The following is a 14,895-nucleotide window of genomic DNA, read 5'->3' as shown; positions in this document are numbered from 1 at the left end:
GGGCGAGGAAGAGCGCCCGGGGCCGTTCGGACCACGAGGCGGGGGGCCTGTTCAGACCGGCCCCTCGCCCTTCTCCACCAGCGACCAGGCGTGGGCGAACAGTTCGGGCAGGGTACGGGTCGGCAGCGGCAGCGGATTCTCCAGCCGCCGGTTGTAGGAGCGCCGCAGCCCGATCAGCTCCGCCTTCCACGCCTCCATGGGCTGGTACGGCTTCTTGGCGTGGATCCACTCGCCCGGCAGGAAGACCTGGCGGCCCGCCCGGGGGCGCTTGTCCTCGATGACGAGACCGCGCTCGACCAGCGCGGCGGCGGCCTTCTGGTGCCGGGCGGTCTGCCATCCGTTCCAGGTGCGGACGTTGCGGTCGGTCGGCGCGGGCAGGGCCAGCAGCTGGAGGTGGAGCGCCGCCGCGTCCTCGTCGAGGCCGAGCGCGTCGGCGACCCGCGCGACCAGGCCGGGCGCGGAGGCCGCCGGATTGGACTCGTATGCCCCGACCGGCAGCGACGCACCCTCGACCCGCTCGGCGATGCGCGCACAGACCGGCCCGCGCACCCACTCGACCAGGGGGAGGTCCTCGCGGCCGAAGCCGGAGGTGAGGGCCGCCAGGGCCCGGGAGCGCTCGTCGTCGCCGTAGAACGCGGGGCGGAAGTACACCCTGGGCGGGGATCGATCTCCCCTGCGGCTGACCGTGCCGTCCGTGATGACGGTGAGCCCGTCGTCGATGCTCGCCACGTCCAGCCGGTCCGGGCCCGCGTACGGCCGGAACCCGAACCGCTCCTGGAGCTCGGCGACCGTACGCGCCGAACCGACGGCGGGGTGCCCGGCGCGCAGCAGCAGCCCCGGGTGGTCCAGGCGCTCGAGGAGCAGCCGCACCAGTCCCGGCAGCCCCTCGCGGACCGGGTCACCGGCGGGGAGCTCGGCGTAGACCCAGGCCAGATGCGGCACGAGGGAGTGCAGGCGGTCCTGGAACCGCACGATGTCCCACCGGGCGTCGGTGAGCAGCGGGCCGTGCTCGCTGTTCTTGATCCAGGTGTCGAGGGGTGCGCTGAGCCCGGGTTCGGCGGCGGGGTCGGTGAACGCCGCGCAGAACTCGGCCGCCGAGAGGCGGAGCAGCTGGAGCTCCACGACCGCCCTGAGGGTGCGCTCGGGCACCATGACCCGCCGGCCGCGCCGCGCCTGCCACGCCTCGGCGAGCCGCTCTGCCACGCCGCGCATCCCGTCCGGCTGCCACAGCTCGGCGGGGTCCTCGGGCAGCACGTCCGCGAGCAGTTCCAGCCGCTCCGGCGCGGTCAGCCGGGCCAGTTCGGACGCGCCGTCCTCGGCCTCGGCCACCTTGAGCCGCAGCGTCGCCCGCTCGTCGGCGTCCAGGAACGGGACGTACATCCGCTCCAGGAGCCCGGCGAGCGCGAGGGACGCGGCGGGGCGCCCCATGCCCGTGCGCTCCCGCAGCAGGGCCACGGCCTCCCGGTCCCACGGGGCCGGACCCCGCTCGCGGACCAGCGCCACCAGCCGCCGCAGCTGCTCCGGGCTCCCCCAGCCGCGCGGCACGTCCCGCGCCTCCTCGATCTCCCCCAGGCTCGGCGGCTCCGCGTCCCCCGTCCGCAGCTCGACGAACCGGCGCCGCCCCGCACGGCTCCACCCCACGCTGACGGCCGCCCCGCGCTCGTCGCACACCGCGAGCCGCTCGGTGACCACGATCCCGGTACGCAGCCGGGCGGCCGGATCGGCGAACGGGCTCTCCGCCCACATCTCCAGCAGCGCCAGCTGCCGCTCACGCCGCTCGGGGCGCGTGGACGCGACGGCGGCCCGGAGCGCCACGGCCCCGATCCGCCCGATGAACCGCACCCAGGACCCTTCCCCGGCGATCCCGGGCCCGTCCTCGCCCTCGCCCTCGGGGCCGGGCGGGTCCCACGCCCCGATCAGGAACCGGCCGGTCCGGTCCATGCAGCCCAGCGTCCCGGTCCGCCACATCCCCATGCCCTCGATGAGCCCGCCCAGCGCGGGCACCACGCGCCGGTCATCCACGGCCGTCCACGCACCGGTCGTCATCGAACGCCCCCCGTGTCCCACGTGTCCCCCGTCGCATACGCCATGGGCAGATGATCGCTCATGGGTCCGACAGCGACCCGCCGCCCATGGGGTGAGCGGGGCTACCGGGCTCGGTCGGGTGCGGCTTTCGTCTCGCGCCTCCGGCGCATGTGAGCAGCGGGGCAGGGGTTGGTTGAGGCCGACGCCGGACAGCGGAGGGGACGGGGTACCCCTCTGGAAATCGCTTGATGGATTAGTTGCGCCAGATCAAGCGTTTTTCCGAAGGGGGTACCGGGAGGGGCGGGATCAACACCTCCGGGCGTGGCCCGGCATCGCACTGCCCGGGACAGCCCGGCGGAACCCCGGCCGCCGAGCACGGAAGCCGCCACCGGCCTGGCCACCACCGGCCGGTGGACGGCGATGGCGCCGCGCCCCCGCCCCCTGCCCCGCTGCTCAATTGCGCCGAAGGCGCGAGACGAAAGCCGCACCCGACCGAGCCCAGTAGCCCCTGACCAGCTGAGGCACCCGCGGTGAGGCGGAGCGAAGTTTGCTGAGACGATCACCAGGACCGTATGAACGAATACAGGGGTGCGGAACATGACTGTTCTGGTGCTGCTCGGCGTCTTGGTGCTCGCCGTCGGCGGGTGCGTGTGTGTGGTGTGGGCGGAGCGCGGCGGGCCCCGTTGGGCCCGCGTCGTGGCGGCCGTGACGCTTGCCGCGGGGGAGCTGCTGCGCCGCTCCGCGAAGAACCGGCGCCGAAGCCGGACTACCGGTGGCGGTGGTGGTGACTAGAAACCGCGTAAGGGGCCGACGGCTCGCCCTCGGCCCCGGACAACAGCAGCTGCCACCGGCACCATGCCCCACCGGCCCGTCAGGTGGCGATACGGCCTGACCCAGGCACCCCACCGCCGCTGCTCACTTGCGCCGAAGGCGCGAGGCGGCGCCGCACCGGACCACGCCGCGCGGCCCCGGTGGGGCGAACCTGTGCGGTCAGAGCGCCTAGAGTTGCGAACCCCCTCCGTCGACTGGGAACTCCGCTCCCGTCGAGAAGGTCGCACCGAACGCCAAGTACGCCACCGCGGCGGCCACTTCCTCGGAGGCCCCCAGCCGCTGCATCGGGGTGGTGCTCCGGTAGGTGTCCTTCATCGTCTCGACGACGTCGGCGGGGAAGGAGCGGTCCAGGATGCCCGTGTCGATCGGTCCGGGGCTTACGGCATTGACGCGCACCTTGCGCGGCAGCAGCTCGCGGGCCAGGGTGCGCGTCATCGACCGCAGGGCTGCCTTGCTCGCCGAGTAGACGCTGAGCGCGTCGAGGCCCAGGACGTTCACCACCGACGTGGTGAGGACCACGCCGCTTCCCTCGCGCAACAGCGGCGCCAACGCCTGCACCGTGAAGTACGGGCCCTTGGTGTTGATGCCGAACAGCGCGTCGTACATCTCCTCCGTCGTCGAGTCGAATGGCGCGGACGCGGTGACACCGGCGTTGACGAACAGCGCGTCCACCGCGCCGAACCGCTCCTGGACCGTGCCGGCCAGCGCCTTGATGTCCCTCAGGGACGCGGCGTCGCTGCGGACGGCGATCGCCTTGTCCCCCAGCTGCTCCAGCGCGGCGTCCAGGGAGGATCGGGTACGGCCGGTGATCAGTACGTGCGCCCCACCGTCCGCGAACAACCGGGCCGTAGTCAGGCCGATACCGCTGCTTCCGCCCGTGATCACGATCTTCTTGCCGTCATATGTGGTCATGCCCTCAAGCCAAATATCCAGCGGCACACCCTGTCCAAGGCCTGTTCCGTATGCCGCCATGCCCCAGGCGTATGACGACGGGCGACGTACTCTGGGCGAATGGACGTCGACCTGCGGCTCGTGCGCTATTTCACGGTCGTGGCGGAGTACGGCAACTTCGGCCGGGCCGCCACCAGGCTCCACCTGGCGCAGCCGTCGCTGAGCCGCCAGATCCAGCGACTGGAGGCTCAGCTGGGTGTCCGGCTGTTCGACCGCTCGCCGCAGGGCAGCAGCCTCACCGACGCCGGTCAGGCGTTCCTTCCCAGGGCCCGGATACTGCTCCAAGAGGCCGAGCAAGCCGCTCGCACGGCCAGAGCCGCCGTCCAGCCCCGTACCATCACCGTCGGCTGCGCCGAGGGGCTGGTCATCACCGCCTGTGTGCAGGAACTGCGCCGCCGGCACCCCGACGGCCAGGTCCGCACCCGGCACCTCGACTGGCGGGACACGCGCGCCCTCGCCGAGGGGCGGGTCGACGCCCTCATCGCGTACCGGCCCCTGCCCATGCCCACGGACGGCCTCCGGGTGACCAAGCTCCATGAGGAGTCGCGGGTACTCGTCACGTCGGCGAGTCATCATCTGGCGCACGAGAAAACCGTCAGCCTGCGGGCTCTGTCGGACGAGGAACTGGTGGCCTGCGTCAGCACTCCGGTTGTCTGGAGCACGCCCAAGCCCGTCGACGGCCGCCGGCCACCACCCCCGCCCGCGATCGACGACAGCTACGAGGACAAGCTGGAACTCATCGCCACCGGCCACTGTGTCGCGATCTTCCCTGCCGGCGATCGACGCGCCGCCGTGCGCGAGGACATCGCCCTGGTGCCCGTCATCGACATCGATCCCTGCGAGGTCGTGCTCGTCACGCGCGCCGACGACCCCAACCCGCTGCTCGGATCACTGGAAGCCGTCGCACGCAGATTGCTCGGCACAGCCTCCCAACGGGACTCGCACCTTCATCGCCCCGCCCTTAGGCTGTCGCCGGACACCGGGGCTACCGGCGCGTAGCGCAGGCCGCGACAGACGCGACAGACCGCGAAGGAGCGCGTGATGAAGGGCTGGACCGCGAGCGACATCCCCGATCAGACCGGCCGCACCGCCGTCGTGACCGGCGCCAACAGCGGGCTCGGCTTCGTCACCGCCCGGGAGTTGGCGCGGCGCGGTGCGCGGGTGGTGCTCGGGTGCCGCGGCGAGCAGCGGGGGGCCGAGGCCGCGGAGCGGATCCGGGCGCAGGCGCCGGGCGCGCGGGTGGAAGTCGCGCCGCTGGATCTCGCGGACCTGAGCTCCGTACGGGCCTTCGCGGCCGAGCACAAGGGCGACCGGCTCGATCTGCTGATCAACAACGCGGGCGTGATGGCCCTCCCGCACCGCAGGACCGCCGATGGCTTCGAGATGCAGTTCGGCGTCAACCACCTGGGCCACTTCGCACTGACCGGGCTGCTGCTGCCGAAGCTGCTGGAGGCGGGCCCGGGGGCGCGGGTGGTCACCGTCTCCAGCTTTATGCACATGCTGGGGACGGTCGATCCGCGCGACCTGAACATGGAGCGGGGCTACCGGCGTTGGGTCGCCTACGCCCGCTCCAAGTCGGCCAATCTCCTCTTCACCCACGAGCTCGCCCACCGGCTGCGCGCGGCGGACGTCCGCCTGGTGGCGGCCGCCGCGCACCCCGGCTACGCGGCGACCAACCTCATGTCCGCCGCGCCGAAGATGGAGGGCCACCGGGCGAAGGAGCGGTTCATGGAGATCGGCAACCGCTACTTCGCCCAGAGCCCGGAGCAGGGCACACTCCCCGTCCTGTACGCGGCGACCGGGCCGGACGTCCGCCAGGACGACTTCTTCGGCCCGCCCCTCCAGGGACTGTTGCGCGGCTCCCCCATCCGCTCGGCCCGCGCGAAGTGGACGCTCAGCGATACGGCGGGGCGGGGGTTGTGGGCCGTGTCCGAGCGGCTGACGGGAGTGCGGTACGAGGCGCTCGCGAGCTGAGGCTCGCGAGCTGAGTCAGCTCCGTACGGTGATGACCAGCTTGCCCGTCGTGTGGCCCGTCTCCCCCTGGACGTGGGCCCGGGCGCCCTCGGCGAGGGGGAAGGTGCCGGAGACGTGGGCGCGGAGCCTGCCCCGTTCGACGAGTTCGGCGATGGCGCGCATCCCGGCCTGGTCGTGCTCGACGAGCAGGGTGACGGCGCGGACCTGTGCCTTCTCCGCCGCCGCCCGGGTGTCCTCGGCGCCCGGCAGCAGGGTGACGAGGATGCCGCCGGGGCGGAGCAGGCCCACGGAACGGGTGGCGGTCTCCCCGCCGAGGGCGTCGAGGACGACGTCGTAGCGCTCGTCGGTGTCGGTGAAGTCCTCGGAGCGGTAGTCGACGCAGGCATCCGCGCCGAGCTCGCGCAGGAAGTCGTGCTTGGGGGCGCTCGCCGTCCCGGTGACGTGCGCGCCGCGCTCCTTGGCGATCTGTACGGCGAGGTGGCCGACACCGCCGGCCGCGGCGTGGATCAGCACCCGCTGCCCGGCCCGGAGGTCCGCGGTATCGACGAGGGCCTGCCAGGCGGTGAGCGCGGCCAGTGGCAGAGCGGCTGCCCGGACGTGGTCGATCCCGGCGGGCTTGGCGGCGAAGGCGCGGGCGGGGCCGGTCACGTACTCGGCGTGGGAGCCGGCCCCGTACGGGTAGGGCAGCATGCCGAACACCTCGTCACCGGGCTGGAAGAGGGTGACGCCGTAGCCGGTCTCCACCACGGTGCCGGAGACGTCCCAGCCGAGGGTCAGCGGCGGGGGCGGCAGGAAGATGCTCATGGCCCGGTGCTTGAAGTCCGTGGGGTTGAGTCCGGCCGCGTGCACGGCGACGAGGATCTCCCCAATGCCGGGCGTGGGCCGCGGAAGCTCGGTCAGCCGCAGCACCTCGGGGCCGCCGAGGGCCGTCTGGTGCAGGGCGAGCATCACGGGGGCGCCGTCCGGGACGGCGGGGTCCGGGCCGGCGGGGTCCGGGGAGTCCGCGGCGGCCGCCAGGTCCGGGGAGACGGGATTCTCAGGGGTGTCCGTCGAAGTCATGCCCCGATCCTGGCCGTACCGTCCGGCCCGGGACGATGGCCAGAAGGTCAGCCTCCGATACATTCCTGCCATGTCCATCGTCCCTGCCATCCGCAGCGTTCCCGGCGCCCACAAGGTCGTCGTTCTCGCCCTCGACGGCGTCTACCCCTTCGAACTCGGCATCCCGCACCGGGTCATGGGGTCCGCCGGCGGCCGTTACGAGGTGCTGTCCGCGAGCGCGGACGGGCGTCCCGTGCGTACCGACTCGGACCTGACCGTCACCCCCGGGCACGGTCCCGAGGTGCTGGCCGAGGCGGACACCGTGGTCATCCCGCCGTACGCGATCTCCCGGGCCTCGGCCGCCGCCCCGGACCCGCGGGCCCTGGCCGCCCTGGCCCGAGTCCGCCCCGGCACCCGTCTGGTGTCCATCTGCACCGGCGCCTTCCTGCTGGCCGCCGCCGGTCTGCTGGACAGGCGGCGGGCCACCACCCACTGGGCGCTCGGCGACCACTTCCGGGAGCTGTTCCCCCGGGTCGAGCTCGACACCGGTGTGCTCTTCGTCGACCACGGTGACGTGCTGACCTCCGCCGGGGCGGCGAGCGGTGTCGACGTCTGCCTGCACCTGGTGCGCCGGGACCACGGCAGCGAGGTGGCCAACCAGGTCGCCCGCTGCTGCGTCGTGCCGCCGTACCGGGACGGCGGGCAGGCGCAGTACATCGAGCGGCCGCTGCCACCGACGGGCGGCGCCGGCACCGGGCCGACCCGCGACTGGGCGCTGCGACGGCTGGAACTCCCGCTGTCGCTGGACGAGTTGGCCGCGCACGCGGCGATGAGCACCCGTACCTTCGCCCGGCGCTTCCGGGAGGAGACCGGTCTGAGCCCCGGCCGCTGGCTGACCCAGCAGCGGCTGCGGCGGGCGCGGCACCTGCTGGAGTCCAGCGACCTGCCGGTGGAACGGGTCGCCCACGAGGTCGGCTTCGCCACCGCCACCTCGCTGCGGCGGCACCTGGCGGCGGAGGCGGGGGTCGCCCCGTCCGCGTACCGGCGCACCTTCCGCGCCCCGGACACATCGTGACCACCACGGCGCCGGGGCATCGGGTACTGTGGCCCCACCCGTACGCACCGAGGAGGTGAGACCCATCAACGCCAGTTCAGGCTGGGTGCTCGCCCTTGACGGCCGTGCGGTCGCCGTGATGTACGTCGCGGCATAGCCGACCGGCGGGAGCGCCCCAGGCATCCCGAAAGGTTCTCCGGGCTCCATGTCGGCTTCACCTTCACTTGTCACCTTTTCCGCCGTCGTCACCAGGCTCCGCGCCGCCGGGTGCGTGTTCGCCGAGGACGAGGCGCGGCTGATCCTTTCCGCGGGCCACGTTCCGGCCGAGATCGACGCCATGGTGGACCGGCGCGCCGCCGGACTGCCGCTGGAGCACGTCCTCGGCTGGGCGGACTTCCGGGGGCTTCGCATATCCATCGACGCCGGGGTCTTCGTACCGCGCCGGCGCACCGAATTCCTGGTCGAGCAGGCCGTACCGTTGGCCCGGTCCGGGGCCGTCGTGGTCGATCTGTGCTGCGGCTCGGGCGCGCTGGGCGCCGCGCTGGCCACGGCCCTGGGCGGGGTGGAGCTGTACGCGGCCGATATCGACCCCGTCGCGGTGCGCTGCGCGCGGCGCAACGTCGGGGCGGTGGGCGGCACGGTGTACGAGGGCGACCTCTACGAGCCGCTGCCCGCCGCGCTGCCCGGCCGCGTGGACATCCTGCTGGCCAACGTCCCGTACGTGCCCACCGAGGAGGTCGGGCTGCTGCCGCCGGAGGCCAGGGTCCACGAGGCGCGGGTGGCGCTGGACGGCGGGGCCGACGGACTGGACGTCCTGCGCCGGGTGACCGCCGGGGCGGGCGGCTGGCTCGCCCCGGGCGGCTCCCTGCTCTTCGAGACGAGCGGACGGCAGGCCCCGACGGCGATGGCCATCGTGGCGGAGGGCGGGATGGAGCCACGGCTGACCGAATGCGACGAGCTGGACGCCACGGTCATCATCGGCACCCGGGCCTGACGGCCGAGAGGCCGGGGGCCCGGGTGGGCAGGGGCCCGGGGGCTGGCGTCCGGGGCCCGGGGGCCCGGGACCCAGGCCGCTCAGACCTCCAGGCTCTCTTCGATCTTCCGCAGGTTATGGCGGGCCAGGGCCAGGTTCGCGCGCTGCCGGTCCAGGGCGATGTAAAGGAAGAGCGAGCCGTTGGACTGCCGCATGGGGCGGATCAGGTGGTACTGCTGGCTGAGCGTGATCAGGATGTCCTCGATGGTGTCGCGGATCTCCAGGCTGGCCAGCGTGCGGATCTTGGCCCGGACGACCTCGGTGTTGCCGGCGGCGGCCAGCTCCAGGTCGATGGCGTTGCCGCCCGAGGCGCCCAGGGTCATCCCGCTCTCGTAGTCGACGACGGCCACCCCCAGGGCGCCGTCGATCGTCATGGCCTCCTTCAGAGCGGTCTCGATGTTCATCAGCACTTCCTTCACTTCACGGTTTATGCCGGTGGGTCACGCCGCGTGGCGCGCAGGGCGGGGTGCACAGCGTGCGCGGCCGGATCAGCCGACACGTAACGCACAAGGGAACCACAGAAGTTGGCGATTTTTACGCTGTTTGTGATCAGCTGAGTTCGTTCTCGTCAAAGTTGCGATGGGAAGGTACGGTCGCCGCACTCCGGGAGTGAAGGGGGCCGGGTGTCCGAACTGGCCATGGCCATGCGCCGATTGCTCGATTGCCAGGGTGTGAGCGCTGCCATGCTGGTAGACGGCACAACGGGGCTCGAGTACGGCTTCGACGGCGACCGGTCGGCCCTTCCGCGCGCCGCCGACTCCTGCGACGACGCTCGTCGAATTTCGGACACCCTTGAAGTCGCCACGGGCGAAGTGGAGTTGGAGAACATTACGGTGACCACTACGCAGTGTCACTACCTCACCCGCGTGGTACCCCGGGAGCGGGGCGACTCCCTGCTGCTGGTGGTGGCACTGGCCAGGGAGAGCACCAACCTCGCGCTGGCGACACGTCAGATCGACGACCACGCCCGGCAATTGTTCGCATGAACGACTTCCGGAGCGATCTGACGGGGCTGTGCGAGGGGCGGTTCACCGGCGCGCTGCGGATCGAGGGCACCCCGGCGGGGGTCATGTATCTGCGCGAGGGCCTGATCGCCGCGATCACCACCCCCGGCGCCCCGGGGCCCGAGTCCCTGTTGCTGAAGTCGGGGCGGATCACCGAACGGGAGTGGTCGGCGGCGTTCGCCGCCGGGGCCGCCGAGGAGCGCGTCGGCGAGGAACTGACGAACGCCGCCGGGGTGAGCGCGGCGGAGCTGGAGGTCGTCGCCGTCTCGGCGCTGTACGACGCGGCGTTCGTCCTCGGGCTGAACCGCCCCGAGCGGTGGCACGCCGAGCCCGGGACCACCCCACTGCCGCTTCCCGTACGGCCCGGGGTGCACCCCGGGGAACTGCTGCGCGAGACCCGCCATCGGCTTTCGTCGCTGTCCCAGCAGTGGGGTTCCCCGCAGCACTTGGCCGCCCAGCGGGTGACGGCGACCGGCCGGGCCACCCCGAGCGCCGTGCCGAACACCCGCTTCCGCGACATCCTGCTGCACGCCAACGGGCGCCACACGCCCCGGGACATCGCCTTTCTGCTCGGCCGCGGCACCTTCGCCGTCACCACCGACATCGTCTCCATGGCCCACCGCGGACTGCTCGACGGCCGTCCCGCACCGTCGTCGGCCGGGGCCGCCGGGGCCGCGATCAGACAGCCGACGCGACAGGAGGGCGAAGGTCACCCCGCCGTGGACCACCCCGGCGTGGACCACCCCGGCGCGGCGCCACCGGCCCAAGCCCCGGCCCCGGTGCCGCCCGCCGCACTGCCCCGCCGCCGCCCCCGGCACGGCCGCCCCGGAGCCGGACAGCACGGGACCGGCGCCTGACGGTCGGTCATGCCTCCCCACATCCGCCCCTACTCCCCCACGCCCCCCACGCCACCACCCCCGACCGAGCAGAGGCGCGGCAGTTCGCCGCACACGGCGCAAGGAGTCCTCGCAGTGAGTGATGAAGGATTGATCCAGGAGCTGAAGGATCTGCGGGAGCGGGTGCTGGGCGTGAGCGACACCATCGTCGCCACGGCCGACGGCCTGCTCGTCGCCTCCGACAGCTACGAGATCCACGCCGAGTCGGTGGCGGCGCTCGCGGCCGCCATGCTCGGCCTGGCCCGGCGCACCACTGGGGAGGTCGGCGTCGGCGGGCTGCGCGAAGTGGTGACCCGCGCCCAGTCGGGCCACCTCATCGTGTACGCCATCGGCGAGCAGGCGCTGCTCGCGGTCAGGGGCGACGAGGGGCTCGACCTGGACGGGCTCCATGTGCAGTCCCGGAGTTCCGTCGAACGCCTCGCCGATCTGATGTCCGTGGACCTCGACGCCTGAGCCGTCCGGAGACCTGAACCGCCCGGAAGAACCACCCGGCGCGCCGGCCCATGCGCCGAGCGCTTCCGCGCCACGCGCCTCCGCCACCTCCCTACGCGCGCAGTTCCTCCGCCGCGTCCGTCACCCGGGCGATCAGGCGCAGCAGGGTCTCCCGCTCCGTCTCGTCCAGCGGGGCCAGGAAGACCCGGTTCATCCGGGACGTCCGGGTGACCAGCTTCCGGTGGACCCGGATGCCCTCCTCCGTCAGCCGCAGGACGTTGCGGCGGCCGTCGTTCGGGTCGCGCACCCGCTCCAGCAGGCCGCGCCGGGCCAGCCGGGCGACCAGGTCGGCGATGGTGGAGCGGTCGAGGTGGACATGTTCGCTCAGCGTCCGCTGGTCGATCTCCGGCTTCTCGATCAGCGCGTTGACCACCGCGAACTGCGGCGAGGTGGTCTCCTCGGAGACCATCGCGCCCCACAGCAGGGAGTGCGCCTGCTGGAAGCGGCGGGCCAGATGCCCGGGGTGCGTGTTCAGATCCACCGCGCCGCCCATGCCGTGCCTCCCGGCTTCCGCTTCCGCTTTCTTCCCCGCTGCTCACTTACTCCGTGCACTGAATGATTCTGCCCTGTGGAAGACCCCATGTCGAGAGGCCGACATTCGACCTAGACTCCCTTGACGAGCGCACCAGCCAATGACACCGTGCGAAATCAAGAACACATTAGTCAGCATACTGAGCATCCCGACCCATGGAGTGACGATGGCCGACATCCGAAGCCTCCAGGACGCCGTGGCGGACCTCGTCCACGACGGGGACACCGTCGCGATGGAGGGATTCACCCACCTGATCCCATATGCCGCCGCGCACGAGGTCATCCGCCAGGGCATCACCGATCTGACCCTCGTCCGGATGACCCCGGACGTCATCTACGACCAGCTCATCGGCGCCGGACTCGTCCGCAAGCTGGTGTTCTCCTGGGGCGGCAACCCCGGCGTGGGCTCGCTGCACCGCTTCCGTGACGCCATCGAGAACGGCTGGCCACGGCCGCTGGAGCTGGACGAGCACAGCCACGCGGGCATGGCGAACCGCTATGTGGCGGGCGCCTCCAAGCTGCCGTTCGCCGTGTTGCGCGGCTATCGCGGCAGCGACATCCCGACCCGTACGGACACCGTCTCCACCGTCGTCTGCCCCTTCACCGGGGAGGAGCTGGCCGCCGTCGCGGCGCTCAACCCGGACGTCACCGTCATCCACGCCCAGCAGGCCGACCGGGCCGGCAATGTGCAGATGTGGGGGCTGACCGGGGTGCAGAAGGAGGCGGCGCTCGCGGCGGACCGGGTGCTGGTGACCGTGGAGGAGATCGTCGAGGAGCTCATGCCACGCCCCGGCGGGATCGTCCTGCCGACGTGGGTGATCGACGCGGTGTCCGTCGTCCCCGGCGGCGCCCACCCCTCCTACGCCACCGGGTACTCGACCCGCGACAACGACTTCTACCAGGCATGGGACCCGATCGCCCGCGATCGCGAGGCGTTCGCCCGATGGATCGACGCGTACGTGCGCGACAGCGAGGGAGCTCTCACCCGATGACCGCGACCCCTGCCGGGACGGCGGACTTCACATCCGACGAGCTGATGGAGGTCAACGCCGCCCGCGCGCTCGCCGACGCCACCACCTGCTTCGTCGGCATCGGCCTCCCCAGCACCGCCGCCAACCTGGCCCGCGCCACCGTCAACCCCGGCCTCGTGCTCATCTACGAGTCGGGCACCATCGGCTCCAAGCCCACCCGGCTCCCGCTGTCCATCGGCGACGGCGAACTCGCCGAGACGGCCGACGCGGTGGTCCCGGTGCCGGAGATGTTCAACTACTGGCTCCAGGGCGGCCGGATCGACGTCGGCTTCCTCGGCGCCGCCCAGGTCGACCGCTACGCCAACATCAACACCACCGTCGTGGACCGCGGCCCGGACAAGCCCGAGGGCCGCCTCCCCGGCGCGGGCGGCGCCCCCGAGATCGCCTCCAACTGCGGCAAGGTGCTCATGGTGCTGCGCCACTCCACCCGCAACTTCGTGGAGCGGCTGGACTTCGTGACGACCCTGGGTCACGGCGGCGGCCCCGGCGACCGTAAGAAGCTCGGCATGCCGGGCGCGGGCCCCACCGCCGTCATCACCGATCTGGGCGTCCTGCGCCCCGACCCGGCCACCGCCGAGCTGGTGCTCACCGAAGTCCACCCGGACGTCACCGTGGAGCGGGTACGGGCCGCCACCGGCTGGGAGCTGACCGTCGCCGGCACCGTGGGCACCACCGAGCCGCCCACCCCCCAAGAGCTGGCGGCGCTGCGCGCCCTCAAAGCCGCCGGAAAGCCCGAGCAGCCCGGAAAGCCCGAACAGCCCGGGAAGGAGACCCGATGACCACCTCGCGTGACGTCTGTCGTGACGTCTATATCGTCGATGCCGTCCGCACCCCCATCGGCCGTTACGGCGGCGCCCTGGCCGGGGTGCGCCCCGACGACCTGGCCGCCCATGTGGTGCGCGGCCTGCTCGCCCGCACCCCCGCCCTGGACCCGGCGCGCATCGACGACGTCTACTTCGGCAACGCCAACGGCGCGGGCGAGGAGAACCGCGATGTCGCCCGCATGGCCGTGCTGCTGGCCGGGCTGCCCGTCACCGTGCCCGGCGCGACCGTCAACCGGCTCTGCGCCTCGGGCCTGGAGGCCGTGCTCCAGGCCGCCCGCGCGATCGCGGTCGGCGACGCGCACATCGCCCTCGCGGGCGGTGTGGAGTCGATGAGCCGCGCCCCCTGGGTGCTGCCCAAGCCCGAGCGCGCCTTCCCCGCCGGGCATCAGCAGATGTACTCCACGACTCTGGGCTGGCGGATGACCAACCCGGACATGCCGCCCGAGTGGACCGTCGCCCTCGGCGAGGGCGCCGAGCTGATCGCCGACAAGCACGGCATCACCCGCGAGGCACAGGACGCGTTCGCGCTCACCAGCCATGAGAAGGCGGCGCGGGCGTGGAAGGACGGGGCGTACGAGGCCGAGGTGCTGCCGTATCCGGACACCGAGCTCGTCCGGGACGAGACGATCCGCGAGCCCGTGTCCAACAGCGGCTCCGCCGCGGGCTCACTGGAGGCCCTGGCCAAGCTCAAGCCCGCCTTCCGCAAGCCCGGCGGCACCGTCACCGCGGGCAACTCCTCGCCCCTCAACGACGGCGCGGCCGCGCTGCTGCTCGTCGACGAGGAGGGCCTGAAGGCCACCGGGCGCGAACCCCTGGCCCGGATCGGCGCCTCGGCCGTCACCGGTATCGAGCCGCGGTACTTCGGGCTCGGCCCGGTCGAGGCCGTACGCCGCGCCCTCGCCAAGGCGGGCCGCTCGTTCGCCGACCTGACCACCCTCGAACTCAACGAGGCGTTCGCCGCGCAGGTGCTGGGCTGCCTCGCCGAGTGGTCGGCCCAGGACCCGGGCTTCGACCCCGGCATCGTCAACCCACGCGGCGGCGCCATCGCCATCGGCCACCCCCTCGGCGCCTCCGACGCCCGGCTCGCCGGGGCCGTCGCCCACCAACTGGCCGCCCGCGGCTCGGGGACGGGCCTGGCCACCTTGTGCATCGGCGTCGGACAGGGCCTCGCCCTCGTCCTGGAGAGGTAGTCCCGGAACGGCAAGACCCAG

General features: G+C 72.7%; 16 protein-coding genes. 11 read left to right on the top strand and 5 right to left on the bottom strand.

Features of this window, described 5'->3' with window-relative positions; translation table 11 throughout:
- Positions 1-51: 51 nt before the first annotated feature.
- Positions 52-2,046, bottom strand: coding sequence for a hypothetical protein (locus tag JK364_RS49770; protein WP_201858097.1), 1,995 nt, complete (start codon positions 2,044-2,046; stop codon positions 52-54).
- A gap of 576 nt (positions 2,047-2,622) precedes the next feature.
- Here JK364_RS49770 and JK364_RS49765 point away from each other — a divergent pair.
- Positions 2,623-2,817 carry a hypothetical protein gene (locus JK364_RS49765; protein WP_201858096.1) on the top strand — a complete coding sequence of 65 codons (195 nt, stop codon included), beginning with the start codon at positions 2,623-2,625 and terminating at the stop codon, positions 2,815-2,817.
- 207 nt (positions 2,818-3,024) lie between these two features.
- Here JK364_RS49765 and JK364_RS49760 read toward each other — a convergent pair whose 3' ends face one another.
- Positions 3,025-3,768: an SDR family oxidoreductase gene (locus JK364_RS49760; RefSeq protein ID WP_201858095.1), complete on the bottom strand. Its 744-nt coding sequence runs from the start codon at positions 3,766-3,768 to the stop codon at positions 3,025-3,027.
- 99 nt (positions 3,769-3,867) lie between these two features.
- Between JK364_RS49760 and JK364_RS49755 the strand changes: the two genes are divergently transcribed.
- Together JK364_RS49755 and JK364_RS49750 are read left to right on the top strand one after the other, a co-directional pair.
- A complete protein-coding gene (locus JK364_RS49755) occupies positions 3,868-4,806 on the top strand; it encodes a LysR family transcriptional regulator (protein WP_201858094.1) in 939 nt (312 codons plus the stop codon).
- Positions 4,807-4,848: 42 nt separating this feature from the next.
- A complete protein-coding gene (locus JK364_RS49750) occupies positions 4,849-5,781 on the top strand; it encodes an oxidoreductase (protein WP_201858093.1) in 933 nt (310 codons plus the stop codon).
- A gap of 15 nt (positions 5,782-5,796) precedes the next feature.
- Here JK364_RS49750 and JK364_RS49745 read toward each other — a convergent pair whose 3' ends face one another.
- The gene (locus JK364_RS49745; protein ID WP_230993761.1) at positions 5,797-6,840 is read right to left on the bottom strand and encodes an NADP-dependent oxidoreductase; all 1,044 of its coding nucleotides are present in this window, start codon (positions 6,838-6,840) and stop codon (positions 5,797-5,799) included.
- A gap of 70 nt (positions 6,841-6,910) precedes the next feature.
- Here JK364_RS49745 and JK364_RS49740 point away from each other — a divergent pair, with 70 nt between their 5' ends.
- Both JK364_RS49740 and JK364_RS49735 read left to right on the top strand, forming a co-directional pair.
- Positions 6,911-7,894 (top strand): GlxA family transcriptional regulator, encoded by a 984-nt coding sequence (locus JK364_RS49740; RefSeq protein ID WP_201858092.1) that lies wholly within the window; start codon positions 6,911-6,913, stop codon positions 7,892-7,894.
- A gap of 184 nt (positions 7,895-8,078) precedes the next feature.
- A complete protein-coding gene (locus JK364_RS49735; RefSeq protein ID WP_201858091.1) occupies positions 8,079-8,867 on the top strand; it encodes a putative protein N(5)-glutamine methyltransferase in 789 nt (262 codons plus the stop codon).
- Positions 8,868-8,947: 80 nt separating this feature from the next.
- Here JK364_RS49735 and JK364_RS49730 read toward each other — a convergent pair whose 3' ends face one another.
- Positions 8,948-9,310 carry a hypothetical protein gene (locus tag JK364_RS49730; RefSeq protein WP_201858090.1) on the bottom strand — a complete coding sequence of 121 codons (363 nt, stop codon included), beginning with the start codon at positions 9,308-9,310 and terminating at the stop codon, positions 8,948-8,950.
- A gap of 219 nt (positions 9,311-9,529) precedes the next feature.
- On the opposite strand from JK364_RS49730, the gene JK364_RS49725 reads away from it, so the two are divergent.
- The 3 genes from JK364_RS49725 to JK364_RS49715 all read left to right on the top strand — a co-directional run bounded on the left by JK364_RS49725 (position 9,530) and on the right by JK364_RS49715 (position 11,259).
- Positions 9,530-9,892: a hypothetical protein gene (locus tag JK364_RS49725; RefSeq protein WP_201858089.1), complete on the top strand. Its 363-nt coding sequence runs from the start codon at positions 9,530-9,532 to the stop codon at positions 9,890-9,892.
- Positions 9,889-10,767 carry a hypothetical protein gene (locus tag JK364_RS49720; protein WP_201858088.1) on the top strand — a complete coding sequence of 293 codons (879 nt, stop codon included), beginning with the start codon at positions 9,889-9,891 and terminating at the stop codon, positions 10,765-10,767. Before JK364_RS49725 ends, JK364_RS49720 begins: the two co-directional genes overlap by 4 nt.
- Positions 10,768-10,881: 114 nt before the next feature.
- Entirely contained in the window at positions 10,882-11,259 is a 378-nt protein-coding gene (locus tag JK364_RS49715; RefSeq protein WP_201858087.1) for a roadblock/LC7 domain-containing protein, read from the top strand.
- Positions 11,260-11,350: 91 nt separating this feature from the next.
- Here the strand turns inward: JK364_RS49715 and JK364_RS49710 are convergent, their stop codons facing one another.
- Entirely contained in the window at positions 11,351-11,791 is a 441-nt protein-coding gene (locus tag JK364_RS49710) for a MarR family winged helix-turn-helix transcriptional regulator (RefSeq protein ID WP_201858086.1), read from the bottom strand.
- Between the two features lie 205 nt (positions 11,792-11,996).
- Between JK364_RS49710 and JK364_RS49705 the strand changes: the two genes are divergently transcribed.
- Genes JK364_RS49705 through JK364_RS49695 form a run of 3 tightly spaced genes read left to right on the top strand, consistent with a single transcriptional unit; the run spans position 11,997 to position 14,874 of the window.
- The gene (locus JK364_RS49705) at positions 11,997-12,821 is read left to right on the top strand and encodes a CoA transferase subunit A (RefSeq protein ID WP_201858085.1); all 825 of its coding nucleotides are present in this window, start codon (positions 11,997-11,999) and stop codon (positions 12,819-12,821) included.
- Positions 12,818-13,639, top strand: a complete 822-nt coding sequence (locus JK364_RS49700) for a CoA-transferase subunit beta (RefSeq protein WP_201858084.1) — start codon at positions 12,818-12,820, stop codon at positions 13,637-13,639. Before JK364_RS49705 ends, JK364_RS49700 begins: the two co-directional genes overlap by 4 nt.
- Positions 13,636-14,874: a thiolase family protein gene (locus tag JK364_RS49695; RefSeq protein WP_201858083.1), complete on the top strand. Its 1,239-nt coding sequence runs from the start codon at positions 13,636-13,638 to the stop codon at positions 14,872-14,874. Before JK364_RS49700 ends, JK364_RS49695 begins: the two co-directional genes overlap by 4 nt.
- Positions 14,875-14,895 lie beyond the last annotated feature (21 nt).

The organism is Streptomyces endocoffeicus (assembly GCF_016741935.1).
Taxonomy (GTDB): domain Bacteria; phylum Actinomycetota; class Actinomycetes; order Streptomycetales; family Streptomycetaceae; genus Streptomyces; species Streptomyces endocoffeicus.
Note: the sequence above shows the minus strand (reverse complement) of the source record. Positions and strands in the feature narration are given on the sequence as shown.

Bases quoted from the DNA above. Each gene is read 5' to 3' on its own strand.
- JK364_RS49770 (WP_201858097.1), bottom strand. From the start codon at position 2,046: ATGACGACCGGTGCGTGGACGGCCGTGGATGACCGGCGCGTGGTGCCC.
- JK364_RS49765 (WP_201858096.1), top strand. From the start codon at position 2,623: ATGACTGTTCTGGTGCTGCTCGGCGTCTTGGTGCTCGCCGTCGGCGGG.
- JK364_RS49760 (WP_201858095.1), bottom strand. From the start codon at position 3,768: ATGACCACATATGACGGCAAGAAGATCGTGATCACGGGCGGAAGCAGC.
- JK364_RS49755 (WP_201858094.1), top strand. From the start codon at position 3,868: ATGGACGTCGACCTGCGGCTCGTGCGCTATTTCACGGTCGTGGCGGAG.
- JK364_RS49750 (WP_201858093.1), top strand. From the start codon at position 4,849: ATGAAGGGCTGGACCGCGAGCGACATCCCCGATCAGACCGGCCGCACC.
- JK364_RS49745 (WP_230993761.1), bottom strand. From the start codon at position 6,840: ATGACTTCGACGGACACCCCTGAGAATCCCGTCTCCCCGGACCTGGCG.
- JK364_RS49740 (WP_201858092.1), top strand. From the start codon at position 6,911: ATGTCCATCGTCCCTGCCATCCGCAGCGTTCCCGGCGCCCACAAGGTC.
- JK364_RS49735 (WP_201858091.1), top strand. From the start codon at position 8,079: ATGTCGGCTTCACCTTCACTTGTCACCTTTTCCGCCGTCGTCACCAGG.
- JK364_RS49730 (WP_201858090.1), bottom strand. From the start codon at position 9,310: ATGAACATCGAGACCGCTCTGAAGGAGGCCATGACGATCGACGGCGCC.
- JK364_RS49720 (WP_201858088.1), top strand. From the start codon at position 9,889: ATGAACGACTTCCGGAGCGATCTGACGGGGCTGTGCGAGGGGCGGTTC.
- JK364_RS49710 (WP_201858086.1), bottom strand. From the start codon at position 11,791: ATGGGCGGCGCGGTGGATCTGAACACGCACCCCGGGCATCTGGCCCGC.
- JK364_RS49705 (WP_201858085.1), top strand. From the start codon at position 11,997: ATGGCCGACATCCGAAGCCTCCAGGACGCCGTGGCGGACCTCGTCCAC.
- JK364_RS49700 (WP_201858084.1), top strand. From the start codon at position 12,818: ATGACCGCGACCCCTGCCGGGACGGCGGACTTCACATCCGACGAGCTG.
- JK364_RS49695 (WP_201858083.1), top strand. From the start codon at position 13,636: ATGACCACCTCGCGTGACGTCTGTCGTGACGTCTATATCGTCGATGCC.